The organism is Kitasatospora sp. NPDC058492 (genome assembly GCF_042720685.1).
Lineage (GTDB): Bacteria > Actinomycetota > Actinomycetes > Streptomycetales > Streptomycetaceae > Kitasatospora.
This window is the reverse complement of record NZ_JBHXMU010000018.1, coordinates 125,418-139,862: the sequence shown is the minus strand read 5'-3', so window position 1 is coordinate 139,862 and position 14,445 is coordinate 125,418. Positions and strand designations below refer to the sequence as shown.

Genomic DNA, 14,445 nt, shown 5'->3' with positions numbered 1-14,445 from the left:
CGCCCGGTTACATTCCGAACCCGGAAGCTAAGCCTTACAGCGCCGATGGTACTGCAGGGGGGACCCTGTGGGAGAGTAGGACGCCGCCGAACAATCATTCCGAAAAGACCCCCTCCCTTCTGGGAGGGGGTCTTTTTGCGTTAACCTCTGCCGACACACGAACCAGAGTTTGTCGGAGAGGCGCGATCCGTTGCAGAACCTGACCCTTACCTGGCAGTCCGCCGGGGGCGCCGCGGTCGCTCTCTACGGCGGGGCGTACGCCGCCGCCAGGGTCCGGAAGCCGTCCCTGTCGGCGCTGCTGCGGGAGGCCGGCACGCTGCTGGCGCTGTTCGCGCTCTGGCAGCTGGTGGGCCACCTCTCGGTGATGAGCGGAGACCACGCGCTGGACCGGGCGGATTGGATCCACCGCACCGAGTCGGCGATCGGTCTACCGGACGAGGCGTCCTGGCAGGCGGCCGTCACGCCGTACCCGGTGCTGGTGAGGCTCGCGAACTACTACTACGCGGCGATGCACTTCGCGGTGATGCTGGCGGTGCTGCTCTGGGTGTTCGTGCGGCACCGGGAGCGGTACGCGTGGGTGCGGAACACGGTGGTGATCACCACGGCGGTCTGTCTGCTGGTGCAGTTCATCCCGGTGGCGCCGCCCCGGATGCTGCCGCAGCACGGGTTCGTCGACGTGGCCGCCGAGTACGGGCAGTCGGTGTACGGGGGCGCGATGGGCGGTGTGGTGGTGGCCGACCAGCTGTCGGCGATGCCGTCGGTGCACGTCGCGTGGTGCGTGCTGGCGGCGGTCGCGGTGGTGCGGGTCTCGCGGAGTCCGCTGCGGTGGGTGATGGTGCTGCACCCGGTGCTGACCGTCGCGGTGGTCGTGGTGACCGCGAACCACTTCTGGGCGGACGGCATCGTCGCCGTCGTGATCCTGCTGCTCGCGTACGCCGCCCAGGCCCTGGTGGCACGTCGCCGGGGTCGGGCCTCCGTCGACACGGAGGTCCGACCCCGGTACGCCGCGGCGGATCAGCCGCAGCGGGTCATTTGACCGGCAGGGCGATCCTGCCCCAGGAGCCGTTGCTGAGCGCGGAGGTGGCCCAGTACCAGGCGGTGAGCCCGGAGACGGCCGCGACCCAGCCGGCGAACTTGGCGAGGCCGCTGTAGCCGCCGAAGACGGCGATGGCGTTCAGCAGCAGGGACAGCGTGAGCAGGCCGTAGACGGCGCGGCTGAACAGGCCCGCGCCCCAGCTGGCGGCGGTCAGGGTGAGGGCGAGCAGGGCCCAGAGCAGGAGGAACAGGCCGGCGGCGTTCTTGCCCGCCCCGCCGGCTGTCGACCAGGTCGCCCAGAAGGCGCCGAGGCTGGTGAAGGCCGTTCCGGTGAAGCCCTCGCCGCCGCGGAGCTGCCACAGGCCCGCGATGAAGAGGGTGACTCCGCCGACCAGATGGGCGAGGTGTGCCGCGTCCCCGACCCCGGTGCCGCTGAAGACGCCGGTGGAGAGCAGGCCGTAGGCGAGCAGTGTGAGGCCGAGTGCGAGGTAGCCGAGGTTACCCGCGTCGGCTCCGGTGGAGCGGGCGTTCGTTGCCCCGGTAGCTTCGTTGCTCACCGGAGGCTCCTTTCACTTTGGGCGCGCGCAGGGCGCAGTCAACGCAGTGGTGTGGTCCGATGAGGTGGATGCGCGCGACCGCGCCGAGGGCGCACGGCTGGAGCGTGCGCGGGCTGCGGTCAGAAGTGATGGGTCGGCGGGAGAGCCGCCGGTCCTGTCCCCGCCGGGGGATTCCCCGGTGAGATCGGTGTACCCGGACGTACTCGCTTGTACCCTTGTGAATATAACAATTTGTGACGATGTCAGCTGTGGAACGCTCAGGGCCGACCGGGGAGCCAGGGGCTGACCGAGAGGCGGTGTCGGCTCACGAGGCGCGCTGGGTCGGCACCCGCAGGGTCAGGATGGCCATGTCGTCGGACGGCGGTTCCGGGGCGAAGCGCTCGACGGCGCGCTGCACCCGCATCGCGACCGCCCCGGCGGTCAGGCCGGTACAGCCGGTGAGCACCTCGGCGAGGCCGTCGTCGCCCAGCATCCGGCTGCCCTCGCGGCGTTCGGTGACGCCGTCGGTGACGCACAGCAGGACCTCGCCGGGGGAGAGCACCAGGCGCTCGGCGGTGAGGTCGAGGTCCTCCATGACGCCGAGCAGCGGCTGCGGGGTGGCGGCCCGGTCGACCTGGCCGTCGGTGCCCAGCCGGAGCGGCAGCGGGTGGCCGGCGCAGACCAGGGACAGTTCGATGCTGCCGTCCGGGCGGGGCGTCAGTTCGCCGTAGAGCAGGGTGAGGAAGCGGCTGCGCGAACCCTCGTCCAGGATGGCCGCGTTGAGGCGGCGGAGCACCTGCGGTGCGTCCAGGCCCTCGCGGGCGAGCAGGCGCAGCGAGTGCCGGGCGAGGCCGGTGACCGAGGCGGCCTCGGGGCCGGTGCCGCAGACGTCGCCGATGGCGAAGCCGTAGGTGCCCTCGCGGATGGTGAACAGGTCGTAGAAGTCGCCGCCGACCTCGTTGCCCTCGCCGGCGGCCTGGTAGTAGACGTCGACCTCGACGCCCGGGATCTCGGGCAGGTCCGGCGGCAGCAGGCTGCGTTGCAGGGCCTGGCTGGTGGCGGTGCGCTCGGAGTAGAGGCGGGAGTTGTCGAGCGCGAGGGCGGCCCGGCGGGAGAGGTCCTCGGCGAGTTCGAGGATCTCCTGGCGGAACCGGACGCCGGCCGGGACGCCGAGCGCGAGCAGGCCGATGACCCGGTTGCGGGCGGTCAGCGGCAGGACGACGGTCTCGCCGAGCAGTCCGGCGAGTTCGGGGCTGTCGGTGAGGCCGCCGGCGGCGGCGGTCTCGGCGGGCGCCGACCAGAAGCGGACGCCGTGGGTCGGGCCGGCGTCGGGGGCCGGGGTCTTGTCGAGCAGGTCGCGCAGCGGGTCGATCCGGTCCTCGTCCTCGTGCAGGACGAAGGCGAGGCCGGCCGCGGCGCCGTGGTCGCCCTTGGTGTAGACGGCGCACCAGGAGGCGAGGGTGGGGACGGCCATCTGGGCCATCAGGGCGAGGGTCTGCTCGTGTTCGAGGGTGCCGGCGAGCAGGTCGGAGGCCTCGACGAGGAAGGACAGCGAGCCCCGGCGGAGTCGTTCGAGCTCGGTCAGCCGGGTGCTCTCGACGGCGAGGGCGACCCGGTCGGCGGCGAACTGCAGCCGCAGGGCGTCCTCGTTGTCGTAGCGGCCGGGCGCGGCGGTGGCGATGCCGAGCGAGCCGATCAGCCGGCCCTCGACCTTGAGCGGGACGGTGACCAGGGAGCGCATGCCGCTGCCGGTGAGCAGGGGCAGGCCGGTCGGGCGGGAGGTGAGGTCCTCGTGGACGGAGGGCAGCCGGGCGGAGTCGTAGCGGCTGCCGGTGTCGACCGGGAAGCGGGTGTGCCGGCGGTGTCCGGAGGTGAAGCCGGTGGCGGCGCGGACCTCGAACTCGGTCTCGTCGTCGGTGGTCAGCAGCAGGTATGCGGCGTCGGCGTCGAGCAGGTCGCGGGCGCGTTCGACGGTGCGCTGGAGCAGGGTGTCGAGGTCGTCGGTGGCGACCGGGCCGGCCAGCAGGTCGAGCCGGGGGCCGGTCGGGTCGGAACGCTCGCCGGGCAGGGCGCGGGCGGGGGAGCGAAGCACCGCGCGGTCGGGTTCGAGGACGAGCAGGCAGAGGGTGGAGGGGACGCCCTCGGTGTCGCGTACGCGGACCTGGACGCCGTACACCTCGACCTCGTGGCCGTCCGCGCGGCGGACGCCGTAGCCGCCCTCCCAGCGGGCCAGCCGCAGGGTGTCGGCGAGGCCGAGGCCGCGGCCGGCGGACTGCGGCCAGACGGCGAGGTCGGCCCAGGGGCGGCCGAGGACGGTGGCGGCGGGGTACTGGAAGAGCGCCTCGGCGTCCGGGTTCCAGGCGAGGACGCGGCCGTCCTCGTCGAGCTGGACGACGGCGACGTGCACCGGGCCGGGGCCGCTGGGCAGGTCGCTGTCGGGGGTCGCGGGGACGGCGTAGCGGGTGCCGGCCACGGGGGCGGGCAGGGCGAGCCGGAACCAGACGGTCTTGCGCCCGGCCGCGTACTCGACGCCCCAGCGCTCGGCGAGGGCGGAGCACATCAGCAGGCCGCGGCCGCCCTCGCCGTCGGGGTCGGCGTAGCGGTCGGAGGCGGTGACGGGGCCGTCGCCGAGGGAGGGCAGGCCGCGTTCGGGGTGGTGGTCGGTGACTTCGATCCGGACGGTGCCCTCCTCCCGCAGGCAGCACACCTCGGCGGCGGTGCCGGCGTGGACGACGGCGTTGGTGACCAGTTCGCTGACCAGGACGACGGCGTCGTCGACGACCTCGGGCAGACCCCAGCCGAGCAGCGCGTCCCGTACGAAGCCCCGGGCGGCGGCTGCGGACCGGCCGTCGGGGTCGAAGGTGGCGGCTGCGCGCGCGGTGACCACGTTGCCACTTCTCCTCTGCTGCTCTGGCCTTGACTGTCCGGGGCGTGGCGCCGACTCCCGGTGCGTGCCGCCGGGGTGGCGGCGCTGGGTCGGGTCATGGCCCGGTGCAGCGCTCCACCCTACTTTCCGCTTGGTTCCCCGTGGGGACGGGGCGTTGAAACAGGCACCTGAGAGTGATTCTGCCCACCTGTTTCGGACGGTCGGCTACCAACCGGGCGCAACCGGCCGTATACCCGGCGCCGGTGCTGCCAGACTGGGGGGTCCGCGACGGCCGGTCGGAGCAGTACGGTCGATGCGGGTGCCGGTGTGCCGTGTGGGGCGCCGGTACGCAGCCCGACCGGGCCGGTGCCCCGGTGCGTGCCGTACCGGCACGGACGGTCACCGGGAAAGTTCACGATGTGGGAGGGGCCCGTTGAGTTCGGCCACCAAGGACGCAACCGGTACGACGCCGCCCGTTCCGCGCGGTGGGCGGTCCGGGACCGCGCCGCGGAACGCGGCCGGCCGGCGAGTGAGCCACAACCGGGGGGCGGAGCCGGCCGAACTGCGGAAGCTGCTGGCCGCGCTGACCGCGATGCGGGACGGCAACTTCCGCCGCCGGCTGACGGTTCCGGGGGACGGTCCGCTGGCGGAGATCGCCGCGGTGTTCAACGAGGTCGCCGAGCGCAATCAGCACCTGACCGGCGAACTGGCCCGGGTGCGGCGGGCGGTGGGCCGCGAGGGCCGGCTGAACGAGCGGCTGGAGACCGGCGCGGGCGAGGGCGCCTGGATGGCGGCCGTCGACAACTGCAACGCGCTGATCGACGATCTGGCCCGTCCGATGGCCGAGGTGGGCCGGGTGCTCTCCTCGATCGCCGAGGGCGACCTGGACCAGAAGATGGAGCTGCGCTCGCTGCACAGCAACGGGGTGAGCCACCCGCTGCGCGGCGAATACCTGAAGATCGGCCGGACCGTCAACGGGCTGGTGGACCAGCTCTCGGAGTTCACCGACGAGGTGACCCGGGTGGCCCGCGAGGTGGGCACCGAGGGCAAGCTGGGCGGCCAGGCCAAGGTCCGCAGTGTGTCCGGCAGTTGGAAGGACCTGGCGGATTCGGTCAACACCATGGCCGGCCGGCTGACCGCGCAGGTGCGCAACATCGCCCAGGTGACCACCGCGGTGGCCAAGGGCGACCTGTCCCGCAAGGTCACCGTCGAGGTGGCCGGCGAGATGCTGGAGCTGAAGAACACCGTCAACACGATGGTGGACCAGCTGAACGGGTTCGCCGCCCAGGTCACCGGGGTGGCCAGGGACGTGGGCACCGAGGGCCGGCTCGGCGGCCAGGCGCAGGTGCCGGGCGTGGCCGGGGTCTGGCGGGACCTGACCGACTCGGTGAACTTCATGGCCGACAACCTGACCGGCCAGGTGCGCAACATCGCCCAGGTGACCACGGCGGTGGCGCGCGGGGACCTCTCGCAGAAGATCGAGGTGGACGCGCGCGGCGAGATGCTGGAGCTGAAGAACACCATCAACACGATGGTCGACCAGCTCTCCGGTTTCGCCGAACAGGTGACCAGGGTGGCCCGCCAGGTGGGCACCGAGGGGCGGCTCGGCGGTCAGGCGCAGGTGCCCGGGGCGGCCGGGGTGTGGCGCGACCTGACCGACAACGTCAACTTCATGGCGAACAACCTCACCGATCAGGTGCGCAACATCGCGCAGGTGACGACCGCGGTCGCCAAGGGCGACCTGTCGCAGAAGATCCAGGTGGACGCGCGCGGGGAGATCCTGGAGCTGAAGAACACCATCAACACGATGGTGGACCAGCTGGGCGCCTTCGCCGACGAGGTCACCAGGGTGGCCCGGGACGTCGGCACCGAGGGCATCCTCGGCGGTCAGGCGAGCGTGCCCGGGGTGTCCGGGACGTGGAAGGACCTGACCAACAGCGTCAACCTGATGGCCAACAACCTGACCAGCCAGGTCCGCAACATCGCCGAGGTGACCACGGCGGTGGCGCGCGGCGACGTGTCGAAGAAGATCACCGTCGACGCCCGGGGCGAGATCCTGGAGCTGGTGACGACCGTCAACACCATGGTCGACCAGCTGTCGGCGTTCGCCGACGAGGTGACCCGGGTCGCCCGCGAGGTGGGCACCGAGGGGATCCTGGGCGGCCAGGCGCGGGTGCGCGGGGTGTCGGGGATCTGGAAGGACCTGACCGACAACGTCAACTTCATGGCGTCCAACCTGACCGGGCAGGTCCGCAACATCGCCGAGGTCGCCACCGCGGTGGCCCGCGGCGACCTGTCCAAGAAGATCACCATCGAGGCGCAGGGCGAGGTCGCCGCCCTCGCCGGGACCTTGAACACCATGGTCGACCAGCTCTCCTCCTTCGCGGTGGAGGTGACCAGGGTGGCCCGCGAGGTCGGCACCGACGGCACCCTGGGCGGTCAGGCGAGCGTGCCGGGCGTGGCCGGCATCTGGAAGGACCTGACCGACAACGTCAACCTGATGGCCAACAACCTCACCGGCCAGGTCCGCAACATCGCGCTGGTGATCACGGCGGTGGCCCGCGGCGACCTCTCGCAGAAGATCGACGTCGACGCGCGCGGCGAGATCCTCCAGCTCAAGACCAGCATCAACACCATGGTCGACCAGCTGTCCGCGTTCGCCGACGAGGTCACCCGGGTCGCCCGCGAGGTGGGCACCGACGGGCGGCTCGGCGGCCAGGCCCGGGTACCCGGCGTGGACGGCACCTGGCAGGACCTCACCGAATCGGTGAACGAACTGGCCAACAACCTGACCCGGCAGGTGCGCGCGATCGCCCAGGTCGCCACCGCCGTGACCAGGGGCGACCTGAGCCTGCGGATCGACGTGGACGCCGCGGGGGAGCTCGACGAGCTCAAGGACAACATCAACCAGATGATCGCCAACCTGCGCGAGACCACCCGCACCAACCAGGAGCAGGACTGGCTCAAGACCAACCTGGCCCGGATCTCCGGCCTGCTCCAGGGCCGCCGGGACCTGGAGGCCGTCGCCTCGCTGATCATGACCGAGCTGACCCCGGTGGTCTCCGCCCAGCACGGCGCCTTCTTCCTCGCCCAGCCGGCCGGCCGCACCGCCGAGCTGATCACCGAGGACGACGACGAGAACGACACCGTCCTGCGGCTGATCGGCAGTTACGGCTACCAGCGGCGCGCGATGCCGACCACCTTCCGGCCCGGCGAGTCGCTGATCGGGCAGGCCGCGGTGGAGAAGCGGGCGATCATCCTCAAGGAGGCGCCGCCCGGATACCTCAAGATCGCCTCCGGCCTCGGCGAGGCCTCGCCGGCCCACATCGTGGTGCTGCCGGTGCTGTTCGAGGGCCGGCTGCTGGGCGTGATCGAGCTGGCCACCTTCAGCTCCTTCACCACCGTCGCGCTGGACTTCCTCAACCAGATCGCCGACCTGATCGGCGTCACCGTCAACACCATCAGCGTCAACACCAAGACCGAGGGTCTGCTGCTGGAGTCCCAGCGGCTCACCGCCGAACTCTCGATGCGATCCGCCGAGTTGGAGGCGCGCCAGGAGGAACTGGAGCGCACCAACGAGGAGTTGCAGGAGAAGGCCGAGCAACTCGCCCAGCAGAACCGCGATATCGAGATCAAGAACAGCGAGATCGAGGAGGCCCGGCAGGTCCTGGAGGAGCGCGCCGAGCAGCTCGCCCTGGCCTCCCGGTACAAGAGCGAGTTCCTCGCCAACATGTCGCACGAGCTGCGCACCCCGCTCAACTCGCTGCTGATCCTGGCCAAGCTGCTCTCCGACAACAACGAGGGCAACCTCTCGCCCAAGCAGGTCGAGTTCGCCGACACCATCCACGGCGCCGGCTCCGACCTGCTCCAGCTGATCAACGACATCCTCGACCTCTCCAAGGTCGAGGCCGGCAAGATGGACGTCCGCCCGGCCCGGATCGCCCTGGTCCAGCTGGTCGACTACGTCGAGGCCACCTTCCAGCCGGTCGCGCTGGACAAGAACCTGGACTTCGCCGTCCGGGTCTCGCCCGCCCTGCCGGTCACCCTGCACACCGACGAGCAGCGGCTCCAGCAGGTGCTGCGCAACCTGATCTCCAACGCCGTCAAGTTCACCGACGCCGGCGCGGTCGACTTCTCGATCTCCCCGGCCGGCGCGGAGGTCCCGCAGCACGTGCGCGAGCGGCTGCTGGAGTCCGGCTCGATCAAGGACCCGGACGACGAGCTGATCGCCTTCGCGGTCTCCGACACCGGCATCGGCATCCCCGGCAACAAGCTGCGGGAGATCTTCGAGGCGTTCAAGCAGGCCGACGGCACCACCAGCCGCAAGTACGGCGGCACCGGGCTCGGCCTGTCGATCAGCCGCGAGATCGCGCGGCTGCTGGGCGGCGAGATCCACGCCGAGAGCGAGCTGGGCAAGGGCTCCACGTTCACGCTCTACCTGCCGCTGCGCACCGAGGCCCCGGGCGCGACCCAGGTCGAGCGCCCGGCCGTGTCGAGCGTCCCGACGCTGCGCGCCTCCGTCGGCGTGACCCCGATCGGGGTGCCCGTGCCGGTCGGCGAGAACCCGGCCGACCACTGGGCCCAGGAGGTCCGCGAGCTGGCCGAGGAGCGCCGCCGCGGAGCGGTGGAGCGCCGGCGCAGCGCCGCCCTGGACGCCGCCGCCGGGGCCCGCCCGGTGGAGCCCGCCCCGCCCCGCCCCAGCCGCAGCGACGTGCGCTTCGACGGCCAGCAGGTGCTGATCGTGGACGACGACGTCCGCAACGTGTTCGCCCTCACCAGCGTGCTGGAGCAGCACGGCCTGACCGTCCTGTACGCCGAGAACGGGCGCGAGGGCATCGAGATGCTGGAGCAGCACGAGAACGTGGCGCTGGTCCTGATGGACATCATGATGCCGGAGATGGACGGCTACGCGACCACCGAGGCGATCCGCCGGATGCCCCAGTTCGCGGGCCTGCCGATCATCGCGCTGACCGCGAAGGCGATGAAGGGCGACCGGGAGAAGTCGCTGGAGGCGGGCGCCACCGACCACATCACCAAGCCGGTGGAGACCGACCACCTGCTGGCGGTGATGCGCGAGTGGCTGCGGTCGGACCGCGCGTAGCGCCGGGGGAGGGCGCGAACTCCGGGGCGGGCTCCGGGGTTCGCGCCGTCCGGTGGGCCGGTTTGCTGGCGGTCGGGCCCGGGAACCCGGTAGGGTCACCGATCGTTGCGAACAGTGACCGGACGGCGACACGCTGCTGAGCGTGCGCCGGAGCACTGGCCGCGCGCCGCTCCGGATCGGGTCACGACGGAGCGATGTGCCGGGCGAGGGGGTGCGGCTAGCATGACCGGGGTAGCGGTGGGCAGGACGCGAGTGCCATCACCGGGCGGCAGGCAGGCGACAGGAGGGCGAGCCCTGATGCAGAAGGCGAAGATCCTCCTGGTCGACGACCGACCGGAGAACCTGCTGGCGCTGGAGGCGATCCTCTCCGCGCTGGACCAGACGCTGGTGCGCGCCGTCTCCGGCGAGGAGGCGCTCAAGGCGCTGCTCACCGACGACTTCGCGGTGATCCTGCTGGACGTCCAGATGCCCGGGATGGACGGCTTCGAGACGGCCGCCCACATCAAGCGCCGCGAGCGCACCCGGGACATCCCGATCATCTTCCTGACCGCGATCAACCACGGACCGCACCACACCTTCCGCGGCTACGCGGCCGGGGCCGTGGACTACATCTCCAAGCCCTTCGACCCGTGGGTGCTGCGCGCCAAGGTCTCGGTCTTCGTCGACCTGTACGTGAAGAACTGCCAGCTGAAGGAGCAGGCCGCGCTGCTGCGGCTGCAACTGGAGGCGGGCGGCGGCGAGCCGCCCCTGGGAGGGGCGCTGCTGGGCGAGCTGTCCGCGCGGCTGGCGGCGGTCGAGGAGCAGGCGGAGGCGCTGGGCAAGCAGCTGGACGGCGTCGAGGACGCCGGGGTGGCGGCCACCGCGGCGCACCTGGAGCGCAAGCTGGCAGGGCTGCGCCGGGCCCTGGACGCGCTCCGGCCGGGAACCGCGTAACCGGTCGGCGGGGTTCACTCCTGCGGGTGAATTTCTGGCGCGGCCGGGTGAAACCGGGTCAGCGTGACGGTGTGTCTGCGACACGTCCCTGAGTCCCGGCTCGGGCACATGTGCACTGGTGGCCCACCCCGGTAGGCTGCTGACCCATGGCCACTCGTACGCCCGGAAGCGCGGCACGCAACCCGAGTCCGGGACCGTCCAAGAAGGCCGCGGCGAAGGCCCCGGGCAAGCCGCCCGCGAAGAAGGCGGCGGCCAAACCGGCCCCGCCGTCCCCGCCGCCGCCCAAACCGATACTCTTCCGGGCCGTCCGGGCCGTCTGGCTCGGCGTGGCGAACAGCATCGCCGCGATCTTCCGGGGCTTCGGCGACGGGGCCAAGAACCTCCACCCGGCCCACCGCAAGGACGGGCTGGGCCTGCTGCTGTTCGCACTCGCGCTGGTGACCGCCGCCGGCACCTGGTTCAGCCCGCAGGGCTGGCTGGGCGAGGCGGCCACCGCCGTGGTGTCCGGGCTGTTCGGGCGGCTCGACGTGCTGGTGCCGTTCCTGCTGGCCGGGATCGCGGTCCGGCTCTGGCGCCACCCGGAGCTGCCGGAGGCCAACGGCCGGATCATGATCGGCCTGAGCGCGCTGCTGGTCGGCGTCCTCGGCCTGGTGCACATCGGCTGCGGCGCGCCCATGATGGGCAGCGGCGCCTCGCGGATAAGGGCGGCCGGCGGGATCATCGGCTGGGCCGTGTCCACCCCGATGATGGCCGCCGCCGGGCCGGCGCTGGCCGTGCCGCTGCTCCTGCTGCTGTCCTTCTTCGGCCTGCTGGTGGTCACCGCCACCCCGGTCAACCGCATTCCCGAGCGGCTGCGGTCGGCCGGCGTGCGCCTCGGCGTGGTGGAGCCCGGGCCGGAGGACGAGCTGCGCGAGGGGCGTACGCCGGAGCGCGACCTGTCCACCGAGCCGCCCGAGGACGCGGACCCCGCCGCGCTGCCGTTCACCGTGGGCAGCGAGGACCCGGGCGACGAGGTGGCCGCCCGCCGTCGGCGCCGCCGCCGCAAGCCGACGGACGACGAGGACCAGCCCGACGCCGTCCGGGTGTCCCTGGACAAGGAGCCGCTGGACCCGTACGCCACCCGCGACCTCGCCGCCGGCGCCGCCGCCGACCTGGACGGGGCACTCGTCTACGGCGTGCCCGCCTCCTCGGCGGTGGCGAACATGATGCACCAGGTGCAGGACCGCACCGCCCCGCCGGAGGAGGCCGCCGTCCCGGCCGCCCGCAGCGCGGGCCCGGGCGCGCCCGAGGAGCACGGCCCGGCCCCGGTGCGGATGGAGCAGCTCCAGCTGGCCGGCGACGTCACCTACGCGCTGCCCCCGCTCGACCTGCTGGAGCGCGGTGGCCCGGCCAAGGCCCGCAGCGCCCTCAGCGACGAGGTGGTGGCCCAGCTCAGCAGCACCTTCGCCGAGTTCAAGGTGGACGCCAGGGTCACCGGCTTCACCCGGGGCCCGACGGTGACCCGCTACGAGGTCGAGCTCGGCCCGGCCGTCAAGGTGGAGCGGATCACCGCGCTCGCCAAGAACATCGCGTACGCGGTGGCCAGCGCCGACGTGCGGATCATCAGCCCGATCCCGGGCAAGTCCGCGGTCGGCATCGAGATCCCCAACCGGGACCGCGAGATGGTCAACCTCGGCGACCTGCTGCGCTCGCGCACGGCCGCCGAGGACACCCACCCGATGGTCGTCGGCATGGGCAAGGACGTCGAGGGCCAGACCGTGATGGCCAACCTCGCCAAGATGCCGCACATCCTGGTGGCCGGCGCGACCGGCGCGGGCAAGTCGTCCTGCATCAACTGCCTGATCACCTCGATCCTGGCCCGGGCCACCCCGGACGAGGTGCGGATGGTGCTGGTCGACCCCAAGCGGGTCGAACTGACCGCGTACGAGGGCATCCCGCACCTGATCACGCCGATCATCACCAACCCGAAGAAGGCCGCCGAGGCCCTCCAGTGGGTGGTCCGCGAGATGGACCTGCGCTACGACGACCTCGCGGCGTTCGGCTTCCGGCACGTGGACGACTTCAACGCGGCGGTGAAGGCCGGCACGGTCACCCCGCCGCTCGGCAGCGAGCGCGAGCTGACCCCGTACCCGTACCTGCTGGTGATCGTCGACGAGCTGGCCGACCTGATGATGGTGGCGCCGCGCGACGTCGAGGACTCGGTGGTCCGGATCACCCAGCTGGCCCGCGCGGCCGGCATCCACCTGGTGCTGGCCACCCAGCGGCCCTCGGTGGACGTGGTCACCGGTCTGATCAAGGCCAACGTGCCGTCCCGGCTGGCCTTCGCGACCTCCGCGATGGCCGACTCCCGGGTCATCCTGGACCAGCCCGGCGCGGAGAAGCTGATCGGCAAGGGCGACGCGCTGTTCCTGCCGATGGGCGCCGGCAAGCCGATCCGCCTCCAGGGCGCGTTCGTCACCGAGGCGGAGATCGCCGCGGTGGTGCAGCACTGCAAGGACCAGCTGACCGCCGTCTACCGGGACGACGTGACGGTCGGCGGCGGGGCCAAGAAGGAGATCGACGAGGAGATCGGCGACGACCTGGACCTGCTGATCCAGGCGGCCGAGCTGGTGGTCTCCACCCAGTTCGGCTCGACCTCGATGCTCCAGCGCAAGCTCCGGGTCGGCTTCGCCAAGGCGGGGCGGCTGATGGACCTGATGGAGTCGCGCGGGATCGTCGGGCCGAGCGAGGGTTCCAAGGCCCGCGACGTCCTGGTGAAGCCGGACGAGCTGGACGGGGTGCTGGTCGGTCTGCGCGGCTGACGACCCGCGCCTGCGACGAGTGTTCACCCGTTCGGAGGAGGGTAGGCGCGTGAAGGGGAACCGAACGCCCGTACGCCGCGTCACAGGCCGGAAAGCGAACCCCCCGGGTTCCCCGCGCGGGCCCGCTGACGGCCGTTCAGCGGGGTGCCGGGCACCCGTCGGGGCGGGCGCGCGCATTCGGGCCTGTTCCGCTTGAGAAACGATCCGCCCGCGCCCCTAGACTGTTCCCCAGCAGGTGGCCATCCGCTCGAAAGGCGTGCCCCGTGACCATCGGCAAGTCCCCCGACCGCGAGAACGCCCCGTCGTCCGTCGAGCCGACCGACGACGCGGTGCAGGCGGCCGATGCCCCGAGCATCGGCCGGGTGCTGTCCACCGCCCGGATCGAGGCCGGGCTCACGGTGGACCAGGTGAGTACGGCGACCCGGGTCCGGGTGCCGATCGTCCACGCCATCGAGGAGGACGACTTCGGCCGCTGCGGCGGCGACTTCTACGCCCGCGGGCACATCCGCGCGATCGCCCGCGAGGTCGGCGTCGACGGCGAGGCCCTGATCGCCCGGTACGACGCCGCGCACGGCGGCTCGCCCGCCTCCAAGCGGCCGACCCAGCTGATCGACAGCGGCCCGATCAAGGTGCCCGGCCGCGGCCGGCCGAACTGGGCGGCGGCCATGGTCTCCGCGATCGTCGTGGTGGTCGTCCTGATCGGCTTCAACCTGGTCAGCGGCAAGGACGGCCACACCGGCACCGGCTCCGCCAGCGCGCCGCTGCCCAGCGGCTCCGGCACCGGCTCGGTCGCCTCCGTGCCCTCGCCCACCGTGCAGCCGCCGGCGCCCGTGCCGAGTGCGGCCGCGATCGCCGCCGTCCCGGCCGACAAGGTCACCGTGAAACTGGTCGCCGAGGGCAGCACCAGCTGGGTGTCCGCGGTGGACGGCAGCGGGAAGTCGCTGTTCCAGAACAACATCAGCGACGGCCAGGACCAGACCTTCACCGACCCCAAGCAGATCAAGCTGGTGCTCGGAAACGGCGGGGCCGTGCACGCGTACGTCAACGGCAAGGATCTCGGCCTCCTCGGCAAGGACGGCCAGGTGGTGCACGTCACGTACACCCCCGGCGATCCGCAGGCGGGCTGACCACAGGCCTGCGGAGGCCCTGGAGAGCGGCCCTGCGGCCTGGCGA

Annotated in this window: 7 protein-coding genes and 1 rRNA gene; 6 read left to right on the top strand and 2 right to left on the bottom strand. The window is 72.2% G+C overall.

Translation table 11 applies throughout. The features are described from left to right. Positions 1-92, top strand: a 5S ribosomal RNA gene (rrf, locus tag ACFWPI_RS14825); the annotation flags it as partial. A 98-nt stretch (positions 93-190) separates the two neighbouring features. Continuing rightward, positions 191-1,036: a phosphatase PAP2 family protein gene (locus ACFWPI_RS14820; RefSeq protein ID WP_079135872.1), complete on the top strand. Its 846-nt coding sequence runs from the start codon at positions 191-193 to the stop codon at positions 1,034-1,036. Here the strand turns inward: ACFWPI_RS14820 and ACFWPI_RS14815 are convergent. Beyond that, complete coding sequence (locus tag ACFWPI_RS14815) at positions 1,029-1,592, bottom strand: acetate uptake transporter (protein ID WP_063349313.1); 564 nt, start codon at positions 1,590-1,592, stop codon at positions 1,029-1,031. The genes ACFWPI_RS14820 and ACFWPI_RS14815 overlap by 8 nt on opposite strands. 304 nt (positions 1,593-1,896) lie before the next feature. Beyond that, positions 1,897-4,458, bottom strand: coding sequence for a SpoIIE family protein phosphatase (locus ACFWPI_RS14810; protein ID WP_380377575.1), 2,562 nt, complete (start codon positions 4,456-4,458; stop codon positions 1,897-1,899). Positions 4,459-5,029: 571 nt separating this feature from the next. Between ACFWPI_RS14810 and ACFWPI_RS14805 the strand changes: the two genes are divergently transcribed. The 4 genes from ACFWPI_RS14805 to ACFWPI_RS14790 all read left to right on the top strand — a co-directional run bounded on the left by ACFWPI_RS14805 (position 5,030) and on the right by ACFWPI_RS14790 (position 14,399). Beyond that, positions 5,030-9,538, top strand: coding sequence for a HAMP domain-containing protein (locus ACFWPI_RS14805; RefSeq protein ID WP_380377603.1), 4,509 nt, complete (start codon positions 5,030-5,032; stop codon positions 9,536-9,538). A gap of 294 nt (positions 9,539-9,832) precedes the next feature. Then, positions 9,833-10,471, top strand: coding sequence for a response regulator (locus ACFWPI_RS14800; protein ID WP_063351395.1), 639 nt, complete (start codon positions 9,833-9,835; stop codon positions 10,469-10,471). Positions 10,472-10,617: 146 nt separating this feature from the next. Then, positions 10,618-13,272, top strand: coding sequence for a DNA translocase FtsK (locus ACFWPI_RS14795; RefSeq protein ID WP_380377576.1), 2,655 nt, complete (start codon positions 10,618-10,620; stop codon positions 13,270-13,272). A 263-nt stretch (positions 13,273-13,535) separates the two neighbouring features. Further along, positions 13,536-14,399, top strand: a complete 864-nt coding sequence (locus ACFWPI_RS14790; protein WP_363374410.1) for a RodZ domain-containing protein — start codon at positions 13,536-13,538, stop codon at positions 14,397-14,399. Positions 14,400-14,445: the final 46 nt, after the last annotated feature.

Coding starts and splice junctions, on each gene's coding strand:
- ACFWPI_RS14795 (WP_380377576.1), top strand. CDS start 10,618: ATGGCCACTCGTACGCCCGGAAGCGCGGCACGCAACCCGAGTCCGGGA.
- ACFWPI_RS14805 (WP_380377603.1), top strand. CDS start 5,030: ATGCGGGACGGCAACTTCCGCCGCCGGCTGACGGTTCCGGGGGACGGT.